General features: G+C 64.4%; 19 protein-coding genes and 1 pseudogene. 5 read left to right on the top strand and 15 right to left on the bottom strand.

The genetic code is table 11. The annotated features are described in order from the left end of the window. The first annotated feature begins 82 nt into the window (after positions 1-82). Positions 83-433 carry a helix-turn-helix domain-containing protein gene (locus tag VFF99_RS09995; RefSeq protein WP_325017412.1) on the top strand — a complete coding sequence of 117 codons (351 nt, stop codon included), beginning with the start codon at positions 83-85 and terminating at the stop codon, positions 431-433. An 816-nt stretch (positions 434-1,249) separates the two neighbouring features. Here the strand turns inward: VFF99_RS09995 and VFF99_RS09990 are convergent. The 7 genes and pseudogenes from VFF99_RS09990 to VFF99_RS09960 form a co-directional block, all read right to left on the bottom strand. Next, positions 1,250-1,729: pseudogene (locus VFF99_RS09990) on the bottom strand (PolC-type DNA polymerase III); the annotation flags it as partial. A 22-nt stretch (positions 1,730-1,751) separates the two neighbouring features. Beyond that, on the bottom strand, positions 1,752-1,967 hold the full coding sequence (locus VFF99_RS09985) for an RNA-binding S4 domain-containing protein (RefSeq protein WP_325017410.1): 216 nt from the start codon (positions 1,965-1,967) through the stop codon (positions 1,752-1,754). Position 1,968: 1 nt separating this feature from the next. Further along, positions 1,969-2,244, bottom strand: coding sequence for a hypothetical protein (locus VFF99_RS09980; RefSeq protein WP_325017408.1), 276 nt, complete (start codon positions 2,242-2,244; stop codon positions 1,969-1,971). Between the two features lie 39 nt (positions 2,245-2,283). Next, entirely contained in the window at positions 2,284-3,135 is an 852-nt protein-coding gene (ypfJ, locus tag VFF99_RS09975) for a KPN_02809 family neutral zinc metallopeptidase (RefSeq protein WP_325017407.1), read from the bottom strand. A gap of 102 nt (positions 3,136-3,237) precedes the next feature. Further along, positions 3,238-4,602, bottom strand: a complete 1,365-nt coding sequence (gene yegQ, locus VFF99_RS09970; RefSeq protein ID WP_325017405.1) for a tRNA 5-hydroxyuridine modification protein YegQ — start codon at positions 4,600-4,602, stop codon at positions 3,238-3,240. Between the two features lie 73 nt (positions 4,603-4,675). Further along, a complete protein-coding gene (locus VFF99_RS09965) occupies positions 4,676-5,644 on the bottom strand; it encodes a GGDEF domain-containing protein (protein WP_325017437.1) in 969 nt (322 codons plus the stop codon). Positions 5,645-5,649: 5 nt separating this feature from the next. After that, on the bottom strand, positions 5,650-6,030 hold the full coding sequence (locus VFF99_RS09960) for a SirB2 family protein (RefSeq protein WP_325017403.1): 381 nt from the start codon (positions 6,028-6,030) through the stop codon (positions 5,650-5,652). 241 nt (positions 6,031-6,271) lie between these two features. On the opposite strand from VFF99_RS09960, the gene VFF99_RS09955 reads away from it, so the two are divergent. Continuing rightward, entirely contained in the window at positions 6,272-6,523 is a 252-nt protein-coding gene (locus VFF99_RS09955; protein WP_325017402.1) for a hypothetical protein, read from the top strand. Positions 6,524-6,769: 246 nt separating this feature from the next. Here VFF99_RS09955 and VFF99_RS09950 read toward each other — a convergent pair whose 3' ends face one another. The 4 genes from VFF99_RS09950 to VFF99_RS09935 all read right to left on the bottom strand — a co-directional run bounded on the left by VFF99_RS09950 (position 6,770) and on the right by VFF99_RS09935 (position 8,605). Further along, positions 6,770-7,396: an alpha-ketoglutarate-dependent dioxygenase AlkB gene (locus tag VFF99_RS09950; RefSeq protein ID WP_325017400.1), complete on the bottom strand. Its 627-nt coding sequence runs from the start codon at positions 7,394-7,396 to the stop codon at positions 6,770-6,772. 9 nt (positions 7,397-7,405) lie between these two features. Continuing rightward, positions 7,406-7,624 carry a DUF1653 domain-containing protein gene (locus tag VFF99_RS09945; RefSeq protein ID WP_325017398.1) on the bottom strand — a complete coding sequence of 73 codons (219 nt, stop codon included), beginning with the start codon at positions 7,622-7,624 and terminating at the stop codon, positions 7,406-7,408. Between the two features lie 11 nt (positions 7,625-7,635). Beyond that, complete coding sequence (locus tag VFF99_RS09940; RefSeq protein ID WP_325017396.1) at positions 7,636-8,058, bottom strand: PaaI family thioesterase; 423 nt, start codon at positions 8,056-8,058, stop codon at positions 7,636-7,638. Between the two features lie 109 nt (positions 8,059-8,167). Then, positions 8,168-8,605 (bottom strand): MarR family winged helix-turn-helix transcriptional regulator, encoded by a 438-nt coding sequence (locus VFF99_RS09935; protein ID WP_325017394.1) that lies wholly within the window; start codon positions 8,603-8,605, stop codon positions 8,168-8,170. Positions 8,606-8,751: 146 nt separating this feature from the next. Here VFF99_RS09935 and VFF99_RS09930 point away from each other — a divergent pair, with 146 nt between their 5' ends. Next, positions 8,752-9,816 (top strand): alpha/beta hydrolase, encoded by a 1,065-nt coding sequence (locus VFF99_RS09930; protein ID WP_325017392.1) that lies wholly within the window; start codon positions 8,752-8,754, stop codon positions 9,814-9,816. A gap of 64 nt (positions 9,817-9,880) precedes the next feature. Here VFF99_RS09930 and VFF99_RS09925 read toward each other — a convergent pair whose 3' ends face one another. Beyond that, entirely contained in the window at positions 9,881-10,795 is a 915-nt protein-coding gene (locus VFF99_RS09925) for an AraC family transcriptional regulator (RefSeq protein ID WP_325017435.1), read from the bottom strand. A 161-nt stretch (positions 10,796-10,956) separates the two neighbouring features. On the opposite strand from VFF99_RS09925, the gene VFF99_RS09920 reads away from it, so the two are divergent. Continuing rightward, on the top strand, positions 10,957-11,847 hold the full coding sequence (locus tag VFF99_RS09920) for a DMT family transporter (protein ID WP_325017390.1): 891 nt from the start codon (positions 10,957-10,959) through the stop codon (positions 11,845-11,847). A 1-nt stretch (position 11,848) separates the two neighbouring features. Here VFF99_RS09920 and VFF99_RS09915 read toward each other — a convergent pair whose 3' ends face one another. Continuing rightward, positions 11,849-12,490, bottom strand: coding sequence for a general secretion pathway protein GspB (locus VFF99_RS09915; protein ID WP_325017388.1), 642 nt, complete (start codon positions 12,488-12,490; stop codon positions 11,849-11,851). 3 nt (positions 12,491-12,493) lie between these two features. Next, entirely contained in the window at positions 12,494-14,173 is a 1,680-nt protein-coding gene (locus VFF99_RS09910; RefSeq protein WP_325017386.1) for an AAA family ATPase, read from the bottom strand. A gap of 135 nt (positions 14,174-14,308) precedes the next feature. On the opposite strand from VFF99_RS09910, the gene VFF99_RS09905 reads away from it, so the two are divergent. Then, positions 14,309-14,836 carry a DUF3617 domain-containing protein gene (locus VFF99_RS09905; protein WP_325017384.1) on the top strand — a complete coding sequence of 176 codons (528 nt, stop codon included), beginning with the start codon at positions 14,309-14,311 and terminating at the stop codon, positions 14,834-14,836. A 19-nt stretch (positions 14,837-14,855) separates the two neighbouring features. Here VFF99_RS09905 and VFF99_RS09900 read toward each other — a convergent pair. Beyond that, the coding region (locus tag VFF99_RS09900) for a hypothetical protein (RefSeq protein ID WP_325017383.1) at positions 14,856-15,040 on the bottom strand (185 nt) is incomplete at its 5' end.

Below are 15,040 nucleotides of genomic sequence, written 5' to 3'. Positions count from 1 at the left end.
GAATTATGTGGAAGGGCATCCGGCTGGACGAGATGCTACGTTTACTGTAGCATAGAGCTACACAATTTGTAGCGGAGGATGCATGGCTTTGCCGAAACCAGGGACGCCGGTCAGGGGATCGACAACGGGGCGGCCCATCATGGCCTTGCTCGACCTGCTCGGGCGGCGCTGGGTGCTGCGCATCCTGTGGGAATTACGCGAGGAGACGCTTACCTTCCGCGAGCTGCGCGAACGCTGCGACGCGATGTCGCCCACGGTGCTGAACCAGCGCCTGCGCGAATTGCGCGAAGCGGACATCGTGGTGCTGGAAGAGCCGTACGGCTATGCGCTGAGCAAGCAGGGCAGGCAACTGCTGGAGGCATTGATGCCGCTGCAGCGCTGGTCGGAGCAGTGGCAGAAGAAGCTGGCCGCGAAGGCGGATCAGGAAAGCTGACGCACTTCCAGCTTGCCTTGCGCAATGGCGCGCGACAGGATGCGGTAGGTGTCGAATTCGAATGCCGCGTGGGCCGGCGCCTGCGCCAGCAGCGCCGGCACCTCGTCCATCGAGCGCGGGGTGGCGATGCAATGCCAGTGGTCGATGAGCTGCAGCTTCCCGGCCATCCTCGCCGCGCTCGACGAGAACCACCGGCCCGCGATACGGCCAGTTCACCACGGGCAGGGAGGCGAGCGCCCTGCGCAGGCGTGCGGCGTCCGTGTGCGATGCGATGTCGATGCCGTGCTTCTCCGCCAGCGCGCCCAATGCCATCTCCGCCTTCTGGCGCGAGGTGAACATGCCGTAGCACGGTGCGCCTCGGGCAAAGCCGGGGTCGGTGGCGAACACCAGTTCGGCGCGGCCGCCCTGCATATCTTCTGCGATGCGCCACGCGCACACATCCTGTTCGGTCGGCCTGCCGACGGCGGCGGGAGGCTGCAGGCGGCGCATCAGGCGCGCTTCCATCAGCTGCGCACCGATATCGCCCACCGTCTCGAACCAGTCGAAGCGCCGCGCATCCCTGGCCAGCTCAGCATCCCGGTTGGATGGCCGCTCGCCGTGGAAATGCGACAGCACGCGCTGGCGCAGGTGCGGCGCGCGCGCAATGAAGAGCGCCTTGTCGCCTTCGCCGTAGAAGACATAGACGCCGGGTCCGTCGGGCAGGTCGTCGAACATGTCGGGGTCGAGATGGATCGGCAGGTTGGGGCGCTGCAGGAGCTGGCGCGCCATTTCGCGCATCCGCTCGCCCGCCACCGTCCGTTCCAGCAGCTGCCAGTACTGCCACAGCACCTCGGCATCGCCCAGCGCGCGGTGGCGGGCGTCGGTCGACAGTCCGTGGCGGGTGACCAGCGCATCGAGGCCGTGGCTGATCACATCGGGAAAGAGCTTGCGCGACAGCTTGAGCGTGCACAGCACTTCGCAGCGGAAGGTCTTGCCGAGGCGCTTGAACTCGTTGTGCAGGAAGCCGTAATCGAAGCGCGCATTGTGCGCGATGAAGAGGCCGCCCTGCAGGCGCTGCAGCAGTTCCTCCTGCACCTCGGCGAAGGTGGGCGCATCTTTCACCATGTCCTCGGTGATCCCGGTCAGGGTACTGACGAAGGGCGGGATCGGCGCCTGCGGATTGACCAGCGCCGACCAGCGCTCGACGCCATCCTTGCTGGCCGTGACAATGCCGATCTCCATCACGCGGTCGTTCACCGGATCGGGTCCGGTGGCTTCGAGGTCGATGAAGATCAGTTTGCCGTATTGCTCGATCATGGCTGCCTTGGCGGCCCGGGTGTCAGCCTTGCACGCGGATGCGGATGTCGCCGATGGTGACCGTCTGGCCGGTGCGGATCTTGGCGGTCTTGCGCAATTCCTGCTTGCCATCCACCGACACGTCGCCGGAAGCGACGATGGCCTTGCCCGCGCCGCCGCTGTCGCACACGCCGACGAGCTTGAGCAGCTGGTTCAGTTCGACGTACTCGCCGTCCAGATGGAAATCGAGGATTTGCATGTCAGGCTCCCAAAGTCTGTCCGGCCTTGTCGAGCCAGGTCGTGAGGCTTGCCTGCAGGTCTTCCTGGCTGAAGGAACAGCTTTCCTCGGTAAACAGGCTGCCGGCTTCCATGCGGCCGAGCAGGTCTTCCATCACCACACCGTAGCGGGGCGGCAGCGCGGCGAGGAGGCCGGTTTGCGCGCGCCATGCCTGGCAGAAGGCGTGGATGGGCATGCGCTTGTGCTGCAAATCATCGAGCGCGGCATGCAGCGCATGGAGGGCGGTTTCGTGGGACATGGCAAGCCTTGGGGAACGGAATGGCTGCATTGTAGCGGATCAAAGCTGCCGCGCCTCGAAGGTATTGCAGGACGTGATCTGCCCGCTCTGGATGCCGCGCGTGAACCAGCGCACGCGCTGCTCCGAGGTGCCGTGCGTGAAGGAATCCGGCACCACCACGCCTTGCGATTGCTTCTGCAGCGCATCGTCGCCGATGGCGCTCGCCGCATTCAGTGCGGCTTCGACATCGCCCGCTTCGAGGATGCTGCGCGCCCGGTCGGCATGGTGCGCCCAGACGCCGGCGAAGCAGTCCGCCTGCAGCTCCAGCCGCACCGACAGCGCATTTCCCTGCGCCTGCGACATGCGCCGGCGCGCCGCATCGACCTTGTCGGTGAGACCCATGAGATGCTGCACATGATGCCCCACCTCATGTGCGATGACATAGGCCTGCGCGAACTCGCCTGACACTCGGAAACGTTCCTTCATCAAACGATAGAAGCTGAGGTCGATGTAGATCTTCTGATCGCCCGGACAATAAAAGGGGCCGGCGGCGGACTGGCCTGTGCCGCAGGCGGTCGGGGTGCTTCCGGAAAACAAGACCAGGCGCGGCTCGACGTAGGTGTTGCCCGCCGAACGGAACAGCGCGTGCCAGGTGTCTTCGGTATCGGCCAGGACGGTCGAGACGAATTTCGCCATCTGGTCGGTCTCGGGCGGGCGCTGCGCCGTCACCTCTTGCGACACCGGCATGCCGCCGCCGGTCAGTACATTGAGGACGGTAGTCGGACTGACGCCGAGGAAATAGGACAGCACCAGCGCAATCGCGACGGTGCCGAGCCCGACGGACTTGCCGCCGAAGCTGCTGCCCCGCCGGTCTTCCACGTTTTCGCTTTGACGGTTGCCTTCCCAGCGCATGATGCGTCTCCCGGAAACATTCCCGTGGAAAGGGAAGCAATAAACATACGCACGCCTGCAGGCCGGGCCGCAACGGCGGTTCAGTCGCGGCGCGGGAAATTCTTACAGCAGGCGTGCAAGCAATGCCTTGTCGAAGCGTGCGTCGAGCGGGATGCGCACGCGATGCCCGCTGCCCGCCGCCACTGTCAGGGGCGAGCCGTCCTCGGCGCGCATCTGCTCCAGCGTCAGCACTTCGTTGCCGGCGGGATGGATGACCTCGATGCGGTCGCCGACGGCAAACCGGTTCTTCACTTCCACTTCCGCCCAGCCCTCGTGCACGCCTTGCACATCGCCAACGTAGTGGCTGCGGTGCACTTCGGAAACGCCGCTCATGTAGTTCTGGTACTCCTGCGTGTGGTGGCGCTGGTAGAAGCCATCGGTATATCCGCGGTTGGCCAGGCCCTGCAACTCGCCGAGGAGTTGCGTGTTGAACGGACGTCCGGCCACGGCGTCATCGATCGCGCGGCGATAGACCTGCGCAGTGCGGGCCACATAGTAAAGCGACTTGGTGCGGCCTTCGATCTTCAGCGAGTCCACACCGATCTTCACCAGGCGCTCGATGTGCTCGACCGCGCGCAGGTCCTTCGAATTCATGATGTAGGTGCCGTGCTCATCCTCCAGGACGGGCATGAGCTGGCCAGGGCGGCCGGCTTCCTCGATCAGGTAGGGGCGGTCGGCGAGCGGGTGGCGCGGCACGTCGCCCAGCGCCGCGAAGGACTGGTTGGCTTCCTCGAGTGCCTGCTGGTAGTTGAACTGGATGGACTCAACGGGCACGCGCGCGATGTCGCCGGAGGCATCCTCCGACGCGTTCATCACCTTGTAATCCCAGCGGCAGGAGTTGGTGCAGGTGCCCTGGTTGGCGTCGCGGTGGTTGAAGTAGCCCGACAGCAGGCAGCGGCCGGAATAGGCGATGCACAGCGCGCCATGCACGAACACTTCAAGCTCCATGTCCGGGCACTGCTGGCGGATTTCCTCGATCTCGTCGAGGGACAGTTCGCGCGACAGGATCACGCGGGTCAGGCCCATGCGCTGCCAGAACTTGACGTCGGCCCAGTTCACCGCGTTCGCCTGCACCGACAGGTGGACCGGCACCTCCGGCCATTTGTCGCGCACCATCATGATCAGGCCGGGGTCGGCCATGATGAGGGCGTCAGGCTTCATCGCGATCACGGGTTCCATGTCGCGCAGGTAGGTCTTCAGCTTGGCATTGTGCGCGAAGATGTTGCTGGCAACGAAGAACAGCTTGTTGCGCGCATGCGCTTCGCTGATGCCGGCGGCAAGCGCATCCAGTGTGGAGAATTCGTTATTGCGCGCGCGCAGGCTGTAGCGCGGCTGGCCGGCATAGACGGCGTCTGCGCCGTAGTCGAAGGCGGCGTGCATCTTGGCCAGCGAGCCGGCGGGGAGCAGGAGTTCGGGAGCGTGGGGCATGGCGGAATGGCGAATGGAGCAGAACCCGTCATTATACTGAACGCGCCCCTCGCGGCCGATGTTGATAGTCGTGCTACAGCGCCACGCGATCGCGCCCGTCTGCCTTGGCGCGGTAGAGGGCGGCATCGGCGGCCGAGATCAACGCTTCTGCGTTCTGTCCCGGTTCCAGCGTGGCCACGCCGAACGAGGCGGTGATGTGCGGCAGCGGCCGGTGCATTTCGCTGAACACCACGGCCTGGCGCAGGCGCTCGCACAGCCGCTGCGCGACCAGCAGCGCACTGGCCTGCGGCGTGTTCGGCAGCAGCAGCATGATTTCCTCGCCGCCGAAGCGGGCTGCGCTGTCGGTCGGGCGCAGTCCGCCGCTGATGACTTTCGCCGCCACTTGCAGCGCGTGGTCGCCGGAGACATGGCCGTGCTGGTCGTTGAATTGCTTGAAGTGGTCCAGGTCCATCATGATCATCGACAGCGGACTGTTCACGACATGCGCGTTCTCGACCATGCGCGGCAGGTTGTCGTTGAGCCAGGCACGGTTCTGCAGTCCGGTCAGGCCATCCACCATCGACAGCTGGCGATAGAACTCGCCGACCTTCTGCCGGCGGCGCAGCTGCGCGTTGGCGGCGCGCACGCGGAATGACAGCAGGCGCAGCAGGTTGCGCGCGACATTGTTCGATTCGTCGACCAGCTTCCACAGCACCTCGGCATCGATTACCAGCACGTCGGAATCGACCCGCGCGGTGATGCGGTCGGACGAGACTTCTTCATCCAGCACCGACAGCTCGCCCACGCACTCGCCGGGGAGCACGCGCACCGAGGCGCCATCGAGCCTTGCATCCCGGGTATCGACATGGGTGACGTCGAGCGCGCCCTGCAGCACGACGAACAGCTGCCCGCCCTGGTGCGACGCGTCCTGCATCTGCTGCTGTGCGGCGATGCGCACCACCGGGCAACCGGCGATCAGTGCGCTGATCTGTTCCAAGTCCGCGCCCTGGAAGAGCTGGATGTCGGCGGCCTTGTAATGCGACGCGCCGAAGCTGCTGAGCATTTCCACTATGCCACCTGCTTGGTCACGGCCACCTTGATGATGTAAGCGAAGATGAGCAGCGCGGCGACGAAGGCACCGGCGCGCACGCCGCGCGTCTTGCCGCGCCTGAGGGCAATGGCGCCGACGATGATGTAGGCGACCACGGCAATCACCTTGGCGGTCAGCCAGGGCACCACGAAGGGGTATTGCGCGCCCCATACCACCATCGTCAGCGCACTGGCGAGGAGCACGGTGTCGATGACATAGGAGCTGCGGTCGAGCATGTTCTTCCGCGGCAGGGGCATGCCGTTCCTGACGCGCAGCATCTGCAACCCGCGGACCAGGAAAAGAAGACCGCTCAGCGCGGCAAAGCTGATGTGGAGGTGTTTCAGTGCGAGGTAGCTCATATTTTTTTGCGGGCGCCGCTGTCGAGGTGGATACGCATTCTAGCAACGGATGCGCGGCGGCTGACGCGAAGGAAAGAAAAACGGACGGACACCGACAGTAATCGACTGGAAACACGTTGAGATACGACAATTTCAACATTCACGAGCCGAATGTCAGTTATCCGTATTCGCAATTGGAATAATAACTGGCCCGTACCTACACTATGTCCATACGAGAATTTTTTATCGAGAGGAATGAATCATGGCAACCCTGACAATCGCAACCCCGACCGCCGGCACCTTCGGTTCGAGCTATGCACAGAATGTCGGCCGCGCCGCCCGTGCCCTGCTGGCTGCGTTGCTCGCCGTTACCCCGCGCACCGAGCAGAAGGCACAAGTCCGTGAAGCCAGCAACGAAGTATCGCTGCTTCGCCTGTACCGCATGTCCGGCTCCGACGCCGTCATGCCGAACCTGGTACAGGAACTGGACATGATCGCCAAGCGCCAGGCATAAGTTTTCCGTCGAATTGCCTCCCAGCGAACGACGCAAGAAGAAACCGGCGGTGCTTTGCCGCCGGCTTTCCGAATGAGCGGCCACGCAAGGCCGCAAAAAATGCATGTCATTCCTGCGAAAGCAGGAATCCAGTGGCGTTGACCGGCGCGTGCAAGACACTGGATCCCGACTTTCGTCGGGATGACGGCGGCGGATTCAAGCTTAAGTAAACAGCATTGCGGCCCGGCCGCTTTTTTTTGCCTGAATTTATAGCCCGATCGTCCTGAACGTGAGGTTGATCCGCGGGCCGCGCGGCCTGCGTTCCTTCAGCACCGCATGCTGCCAGCAGTGCTGGGTTGTTCCTGCCATCAGCAGCAGGCTGCCGTCGGCGAGGTCGAGCAGCAGGGGCTTGAGCTCCTTGCGCGACTTGTGGCGCAGGCGGAAGGTGCGCGTTTCGCCGAGCGTCAGCGATGCGATCACCGGGCATTGCCCGAGTTCCGGCTCGGCATCGCTGTGCCATCCCACGCTGTCCTCCTCGTTGCGGTAGAGGTTGAGGAGGACGCTGTTGAAACGCTGGCCGGCCGCATTCTCCACATCCGATTTGATACGCAGGAGCGTCGGTGTCCAGGCATGTGGCTGTAGCACCACACCCGAATACGCATAAGCACTCCCTGGATCGCCGTACCACGCCGAGAGCCGGGGTTGCAGGTGCTGCTTGCCCCATAACGTGATGGCCTCCTGCTGCCATGGCGTTTCTTCCAGCAGGCGCTGCATGAGGGCGGAAGCTTCCTGTCCGGGGTAGAAGGCCGGCATGACGCGCAGGTCGGCGTCGGGCGCGGCGATGTTTTCCCAGCCGCCGCTCTCGTACAGGGAATTGAACAGGGAATCGATCATGCCTTTTCGTCAATCGAGCTTGCGGAAGCGCGGCACCTGCCGGCCTTCCACATGCACAGACTCGAAGAACATGGCGGCGTTCCGATGCACCAGCTGCGGCCAGTCGGTCTCGTACAAGGGCCGATAAACCACGCACACTTCATTGGTTTCCGTGTTGCGCGACAAGCCGAGGACGAAATACTTCTTGCCCTTGTAGTGTTCGTAGATGCCGGGGCTGATGTCAGTCATGACTTCCGGCTTCAGGCCTTCGGATACAGGATCATCTGCGTGCAGCGGAAGGTCGCCATCAGCTTCCCGGTATCGCGGTGCTTCACCAGCGCATCCCATACCTGGGTGTTGCGTCCGCCATGCACCATTTTCGCTTCGCATTCCACCACGCCTTCGCGGGCAGTGCCCATGAAATTGCTCTTGAGCTCGATGGTCGTGAAGCTGATCGCCCCCTCGGGCAGGTTGGCGACGCAGCCATAGCCGCAGGACGTGTCGGCCAGCGTGACCACCGTGCCGGCATGCAGGTAGCCATTGGGTGCGAGATGATGCTTCTGCACCGTCAGCTCGGAAAGCAGCAGGTTCTTGTCAACGCTGTTGACCTTGATGCCCAGTAAATCGGGCAGATAGCCTGCGCCGCGCTGGTTGAAGGATTCGGCGTCGATGGTGTGTGGCATGGCGGGTCCTTGTATCTTGTAAATGGAAAAAAGGCCGGACCGGTGGGTCCGGCCTGCAAGCCCGTCCGGGTAGGACGGGCCAAGAGACTCGTTACGGGACGGCCGCTCGTTACGGGACGGCCGCTTCGGTGGACTTCTGCACCAGCTGGAATACCGTCCTGGTGAGGCCATCGAGGTCGACGTCGTTCATCATCGCCGTGAATTCCTTCTGTGCGTTCTTCCACAGCGGCTCCGCCTCCTGCAACCGCGCGCGGCCTTCGTCGGTCAGCGACCAGTGGCGCTCGCGGCGGTCCTCGCCGGGCGTCGATTCGATCCACTTGCTGTCTTGGATGATCTTCAGCGTGCGGGTCAGGGTCGTGCTGTCCATGACCAGCGCTTCGGCCATTTCGCCGGTGGTCAGCCCGGGAAAGTACTTGAGCAGCCGCAGGATGCCGAATTGCGTGATCTTCACGCCCGAGGGCTTGAGCGCCTTGTCGTACATCTGGGTCACGACGCGCGAGGCCTGGCGGATGGAGCCGCAGTAACAGGGAAGCTTGAGTGGTTTCACGGCGGGAGCCTGGTCAGCGAATGGGATCAATATAAATGCATATACATGTACTGTCAATTCCGCTGCGGCTGCACGCGGAACAACATTGAACTTCGCGCGGATCATGTGCTTCCAACAACTCCACACAACAGCAGGAGGAAGAAAACATGCATTACGCGAACAATGAAGACATCCGGCGTAACGCGCGGCAATCGACACCTGCGCGCGCCTATCCTCGCCGCAATACCACCACCCTGCTTGCCGTCGGCGCAGCGCTTGCCGCCGCGGCTTACGTTGTGCGCCAGCGCACGCGCGAAGTGGAGAGTGACAATCCGCCCGCCGGAAAGTTTGTGGAGGTCGATGGCATCCGCCTGCACTATGTCGAGCGGGGCACGGGCCAGCCGGTGGTGTTGCTGCACGGCGACGGCAGCATGATCCAGGATTACGACATCAGCGGGGTGATGGACCTTGCAGCGCAGAAGTACCGCGTGATCGCATTCGATCGCCCGGGTTACGGCTACAGCGACCGTCCGCGCACCACGATATGGACGCCGCAGGCGCAGGCTACGTTGCTGCATCACGCACTGGAGCAGATCGGTGTTTCGCAGCCCATCGTGGTCGGACATTCATGGGGGGCGCTGGTGGCGGTCGCGCTCGGCCTGGACTATCCGGACGACGTGAAAAGCCTGGTCCTGATCTCCGGCTACTACTACCCGACGGCGCGACTCGATGTGCCGCTGCTGTCGCCGCCCGCCATCCCCATCATCGGCGACCTGATGCGCTACACCGTGTCGCCGCTGATCGGGCGCCTGATCTGGCCGATGATGAAGAAACGCCTCTTTGCACCGGCGCAAGTGCCGCACAAGTTCGACGCCCGCTTCCCGGTGTGGATGAACCTGCGTCCCTCGCAGATGCGCGCCACGGCGGCCGAGGCCGCGCTCATGATCCCGGCTGCGTTCGCGCTGCGCCACCGTTACCACGAACTGACTATGCCGGTGGTGATCATGTCCGGCGATGGCGACCGGCATGTGGATCGCCGCGTGCAATCCGAGCAGTTGCACAGGGAACTGCCGCACAGCACTTACCACCTCACGCAAGGCGCGGGGCACATGGTGCATCACATGGCACCGGACGAAGTGATGAGCTGCATCGACGAGGCGGCGACAGCGCTCGGCGCTGAACATCGCGGCGAAGCGCGGCATATTTTCCCCGCACCCGCGCAGGCGATCTAGCCGTTCATGGATGATTAAAGGACGGTAGGGTGGGTAGAGCGCAGCGAAACCCACCCGCGCATCGCTAGTGCGCGACAACCTGCCTGTACGTGCGCGGAGACACGCCGACGGCGGCGCGGAAGCGGTGGCTGAAATGGCTGAGGTCAGCGTAGCCGCAGGCATCGGCGACCTGTTGCAGCGGCAGGCCGGTAGTTTTCAGCAACTGCCGCGCGCGCTCGACGCGCCGGTCCGCGATCCACGCATGCGGCGGCGTGCCGAAGGAGATGCGGAACATGCGCGCAAGATGATATTCCGACAAGCCGGCGGCTTCGGCCAGCATGCCCAGTGTGATATTGCGGTCGAGCCTGGACTCGATGTACTCGGTGAGCCGGCGCCGCACGGCCGGTGACACACCGCCTTTCATATTCGCGTCGCGCCGTGGCGCGGCCTGCGAGCGCAACAGGTGGCTGAGCGTCTCGTGCACCGTTTCATTCGCGCGCAACAGCGCATCCGGCCCGTTCCAGGGCATCTGTTCGAGCGTGGCGCACAGCCGCGCGATCTGCGCGTGTTCGAAGTAGGTGCGGTCCGCCAGCGTCAGTTCGCGCGGCTCGCGGTCGAGCTCCTGCACGGCGCGGCGGGTGAAGTGCTCGGGCAGGAAATAGACATGCAGGAAACGCAGCCGGTCGCGCACCACCCAGCGCGACTCGTGGTCGTCGGGCAGGGTGCACAGCCGGCCGGGGCTGCCGTACATCCCGGGCAGCTCGTTGCGCTCGGTGCGATAACCGCCGCCGAGGTAATACGAGAGCGTATGGTGGCCGGGGCGGATGTAGGCCGTCTCTTCCTCCTCCGTCTGGCGGTGCCAGATCGCTACCGCGAGCTCGTCGCCGAGCCAGGCGAAACGCTCCAGCTCCGCGTTGGTCGCGCGCAGCGTATTGAACACCGCGTGCGTGATGCGCGTGGGCGGCGGATCGGGAGCGTAGAGTAGGGGGCGGTCGGCCATGCTTGCAGACAGGGAAAAAACCGGTTTCACTTTATCATTTCCCGTGCGGACGCGCCGGAGGGCCGTTGCAGCGGCCGAAAAATGCGCAAGAACAGACAAGTCCGGCGCAATCGCGCAATTCCAAACAAGTCATCCGGAAGCCCATGCGCCATCATGGCGCCATGAACGCATTCCTTTACCTCCTCACCGTCCTCATCTGGGGCTCCACCTGGATCGCCATCAAATGGCAGCTCGGCGTCGTGCCGGCGCCGGTATCCATCGCCTACCGTTTCTGGATCGCCGCCGCGGTCCTGCTGCTGTTACTGGCCGCCATGCGCAAGCCGGTGATGCCGCCGTCGCGCGCCTGGCGCTATCTGCTTGCGCAGGGTGTGGCACTCTTCTGCTGCAATTTCCTCTGCTTCTACTACGCCAGCCAGTGGGTGCCCAGCGGACTGGTGGCGGTGGTGTTCTCCACCGCGCCGCTGTGGAACGCCATCAACGGCCGGATTTTCCTCGGCCGGGCGATGCAGCCGCAGGTCATCATCGGCGCCCTGCTCGGGCTGGCGGGGATCGCGATGCTGTTCCTGCCGCAGATGCGCGGCCACTGGAGCGACGGCGGGATGCTGCAAGGGCTGGCACTGGCGCTGCTGGGCACACTGTTCTTCTCCAGCGGGAACCTGCTGTCGAGCCGCATGCAGTCGATCGGCCTCACGCCCTGGCTCACCAATACCTGGGCCATGTTCATCGGGGCCGGTGTGCTGACCATCGCCAGCCTTGCGCTCGGCATGCCCTTCGATATCGAACCGAGCGCGCGCTACATCGGCTCGCTGTTCTATCTCGCCATTCCCGGATCGGTGATCGGGTTCACCGCGTACCTGCTGCTGGTGGGCCGCATGGGGCCGGACAAAGCGGCCTACTGCACGGTATTGTTCCCGGTCGTGGCGCTGACCATCTCGACAGTTTTCGAAGGCTACCAGTGGAGCGCGCTGGCCTTCGCCGGACTGGCCTGCGTCCTCGCCGGCAACCTGCTTGCCTTCCTGCCGATGCAAAGGCGGGTGCGGGCGATCGCCTGAACTACTTATACCCGCGACGGTAACGATAGCCCTGGTAATTGAGGACCATGCCGGAAGGCGTCATTCTCTCCAGCACGAGGCCGGGCGCGGCCTCGTCGCCCTCGCGCAGCAGGCGATTATTGACCAGCACCGAACGATCCGCCTTGTTGCCGGAGTAGATGTAACCGCCGACGTTGATGGCAGGGATTTCGCGCCGGATCTGCTCCGGCAAGTCCTGCAACGTGCCGACGGCCGGTTCGGGCGCCTTCGCCACCTTCGGTTCTTCTGACCGTTTTTTCTCGACTGCCTTTTTCTCGACCGGCTTTTTCGGCGGCTTCGGTTTATCCCTCGGCTTTTCAACCGGAATTTCCGGCGCAGCCTGCGCCACGGGCGGCACGGCTTCAGGCAAGGGCGCCGGCTTCGCCTGCACCGGCGCCGGAGGCGGGGGCGCAGCCTTGACCGTATCGTTCCCTCTCACCGTGAACCAAGCCGCGCTGGCCAACGCAATGGATAGCGCCGCAAACGCAGCCCAGGGCAGCGGGCGCCGCCACGCGGGCGGATGCTTCGCCGCCGCACCGACCGGGGGCAGCAGGGGCGCGGCGCGATGCACCGTGCCGTTGCGTTCGGCTTCCGCCTTCTTCAGCGCTTCGAGAATGTAGGACATGCGCTACTCCGCCGATGTGCGTTCGTCCAGGCGCGGCTCGTCCACGCCTGCAGCACGGTTGATATGCATGGCGGTGACCGGTCCGATCACGCCGTCCACGAACAAGCCGTGCGCCTGCTGGAAATGCTTGACCTGCTTCAGCGTCCGTTGCGCGAAAGGCTGGTCCGGCGCGGGTGCGCTGCCGCCGTTCAGTTTCGCAAGCTCCGACGCGAACCAGTCGACGGCCGGGCCGCGGTCGCCGGATTCCACCGCGCCCTCGAAGCCGCCGGGCGCACGCCAGAAGGTGATGAATTCGCCGCGGAAATGCCGGGCCAGCACGACCAGGCTCACTGCCTGCTGCGCATCGCCGGCGCGCAGGCGAGCGACATTGTCCGAGAGCCCGGTCAGCACCGCATAGTAGGGACGGTTGGCCTGGTCGTAGAGCCTGAGCAGCGCCGGGCGGTCGAGCTGGCGGAGTTCGGCGATGCCGCCGTTGCTCCTGTGGCAGTGGACGTTGTGCGTGCGCGCGTCATCGCACGGATCGCCGCCAGAGAGGGACAGGCCCCATCGCTGTGCGAGCTGGCGCAGCGCCTCGGCTTCGTCACGCATGCCTGCGCGCGCGGCGCCGGTCTTTTCCGAAAGGATTTCCCTGGCCGGTTCCGGTGCGGGTTTCGCTGCCACGGGTTCCGGCGCGCGGTCTTCGGCAGGAGCGGCGGGAGCGGCCGCAGGGGCGCTTGCAACCGGCGCCGGAGCGGGCGCTGTCCACTTCGCATGGACCGACTTCAGCCAGGTGCCGTCATCCATCATGAACCACACGCCGGCGGCAATGGCGGCAACAATGACGAGCGAGACCAACACCGGCCACGTCCTCCGTGCCGGTTGCTCGGCGCGCTGATGGATGAACAGCTCGGCCGCCGCCTCTTCGACGGTTGCGCGGTCGACTTCATGCGTGCCTTTCGCATACGCGCCGAGCAGCGCCCGGTCGCACAGCAGGTTGATACGGCGCGGTATGCCCGCGCTCAGGCGGTGGATGTGCTTGATCAGCGGCTGCTGGAAGGGCGAGGCGGTGGTCAGGCCGGCGGTCGCCATGCGGTGCTGGATGTAGCTGGCGGTCTCGTCTTCCGACAGCGCGGTCAGGTGGTAATGCGCGATCACGCGCTGCGCGAGCTGCTCCAGCTCGGGCCGCGCCAGCATGTCGCGCAGTTCGGGCTGGCCGATCAGGATGATCTGCAGCAGCTTGCGCTCGTTCGTTTCGAGGTTGGTCAGCAGGCGCAACTGTTCCAGCACGTCCGCCGACAGGTTCTGCGCCTCGTCGATGACGAGTACGTTATTGCGTCCGTCCGCGTGCGCCGCGAGCAGGAAGCGGTTGAGCGCATCGATGTAGTCCTTGACCCCGGTGCCCGGCTTGTCGAGCGGGATATGGAATTCCTCGCACACCGATTGCAGCAGTTCGACGACGGTCAGCTTCGGATTGAAAATGTAAGCGACGTTGCAGTTGGCTGGCACCTGTTCGAGGAAGCAACGGCAGATGGTGGTCTTGCCGGTGCCGATGTCGCCGGTCAGCAGCACCACGCCGCCGCCCGCGTCCACGCCGTACAGCAGGTGTGCAAGCGCCTCGCGATGCCGCTCGCTCATGAACAGGTAACGCGGGTCGGGCGAAATCGAGAACGGGGCCTGTGCCAGACGGAAGAATTTCGTGTACATGGCGACGCATTATGAATCGTGGGCCAAGGCTACCACAAGTGCCCGGAGGGCAAACTGCGCGGCAGCAAGGGCTGCCGCCGTCCCTGCTAGAATGGCCCGTCGCACCCGTTCAACCCGCATTGCCCAGGAGACCTCATGCGCAAGTCCGCCATTCCGCTGCTGCTGTTATCGATGCTTTCCGCTTCTGCCTTCGCTGCGGGCCAGATGAAACCCGGCCTGTGGGAGATGAAGATGACATCCGACGCCATGAAGAACATGCCGAAGATTCCCCCGGAGCAAATGGAGCAGATGCGCAAGATGGGCATGAACGTTCCCCAGATCCAGGACGGCGCGATGGTCACCAAGGTCTGCATCACCAAGCAGATGACCGAGAGCAAGGTGCCGCCCGGCATGGAGAAGAACGACATGGGCTGCCAGACGAAGAATATGCAGGAGAGCGGCAGCAGCTACAGCGCAGACATCGTGTGCAACAGCGCGCAGATGAAGGGCGAGGGCAAGATCAAGGGGACCTTCAGCGGCGATACCGCGTTCAGTTCCACCTATGACTTCAAAGGCATCATGCACGGACAGCCGGTCAACCAGCGGCACGAAAACAGCGGCAAGTGGCTCGCCGCGGATTGTGGCAACGTGCCGCCGGCCGGCGGGATGACGCCGAAAAAGTAAGGCCGTCTTCCGGGCGCGGCTAGAAGCGAAGGCCGACGCTGGTGTCGATGCCGGTCGTGCCTGTTCCGGGCAGGCCGGCGCCGGTGGCTCCGGTTGCCGTCGTGCCCGTGAGTCCGGTGCCTGTGATTCCGGTGCCCGTGCCGGTGAGTCCGGTGCCTGTGCCGGTGAGTCCGGTGCCTGTGCCGGTGAGTCCGGTGCCTGTGC

This window comes from Noviherbaspirillum sp. (assembly GCF_035654295.1).
GTDB lineage: Bacteria > Pseudomonadota > Gammaproteobacteria > Burkholderiales > Burkholderiaceae_D > Noviherbaspirillum.
Note: the sequence above shows the minus strand (reverse complement) of the source record. Positions and strands in the feature narration are given on the sequence as shown.

Coding starts and splice junctions, on each gene's coding strand:
- VFF99_RS09915 (WP_325017388.1), bottom strand. CDS start 12,490: ATGTCCTACATTCTCGAAGCGCTGAAGAAGGCGGAAGCCGAACGCAAC.
- yegQ (WP_325017405.1), bottom strand. CDS start 4,602: ATGCCCCACGCTCCCGAACTCCTGCTCCCCGCCGGCTCGCTGGCCAAG.
- VFF99_RS09980 (WP_325017408.1), bottom strand. CDS start 2,244: ATGTCCCACGAAACCGCCCTCCATGCGCTGCATGCCGCGCTCGATGAT.
- VFF99_RS09925 (WP_325017435.1), bottom strand. CDS start 10,795: ATGGCCGACCGCCCCCTACTCTACGCTCCCGATCCGCCGCCCACGCGC.
- VFF99_RS09955 (WP_325017402.1), top strand. CDS start 6,272: ATGGCAACCCTGACAATCGCAACCCCGACCGCCGGCACCTTCGGTTCG.
- VFF99_RS09995 (WP_325017412.1), top strand. CDS start 83: ATGGCTTTGCCGAAACCAGGGACGCCGGTCAGGGGATCGACAACGGGG.
- VFF99_RS09960 (WP_325017403.1), bottom strand. CDS start 6,030: ATGAGCTACCTCGCACTGAAACACCTCCACATCAGCTTTGCCGCGCTG.
- VFF99_RS09965 (WP_325017437.1), bottom strand. CDS start 5,644: ATGCTCAGCAGCTTCGGCGCGTCGCATTACAAGGCCGCCGACATCCAG.
- VFF99_RS09950 (WP_325017400.1), bottom strand. CDS start 7,396: ATGATCGATTCCCTGTTCAATTCCCTGTACGAGAGCGGCGGCTGGGAA.
- VFF99_RS09905 (WP_325017384.1), top strand. CDS start 14,309: ATGCGCAAGTCCGCCATTCCGCTGCTGCTGTTATCGATGCTTTCCGCT.
- VFF99_RS09945 (WP_325017398.1), bottom strand. CDS start 7,624: ATGACTGACATCAGCCCCGGCATCTACGAACACTACAAGGGCAAGAAG.
- VFF99_RS09910 (WP_325017386.1), bottom strand. CDS start 14,173: ATGTACACGAAATTCTTCCGTCTGGCACAGGCCCCGTTCTCGATTTCG.
- ypfJ (WP_325017407.1), bottom strand. CDS start 3,135: ATGCGCTGGGAAGGCAACCGTCAAAGCGAAAACGTGGAAGACCGGCGG.
- VFF99_RS09930 (WP_325017392.1), top strand. CDS start 8,752: ATGCATTACGCGAACAATGAAGACATCCGGCGTAACGCGCGGCAATCG.
- VFF99_RS09985 (WP_325017410.1), bottom strand. CDS start 1,967: ATGCAAATCCTCGATTTCCATCTGGACGGCGAGTACGTCGAACTGAAC.
- VFF99_RS09940 (WP_325017396.1), bottom strand. CDS start 8,058: ATGCCACACACCATCGACGCCGAATCCTTCAACCAGCGCGGCGCAGGC.
- VFF99_RS09920 (WP_325017390.1), top strand. CDS start 10,957: ATGAACGCATTCCTTTACCTCCTCACCGTCCTCATCTGGGGCTCCACC.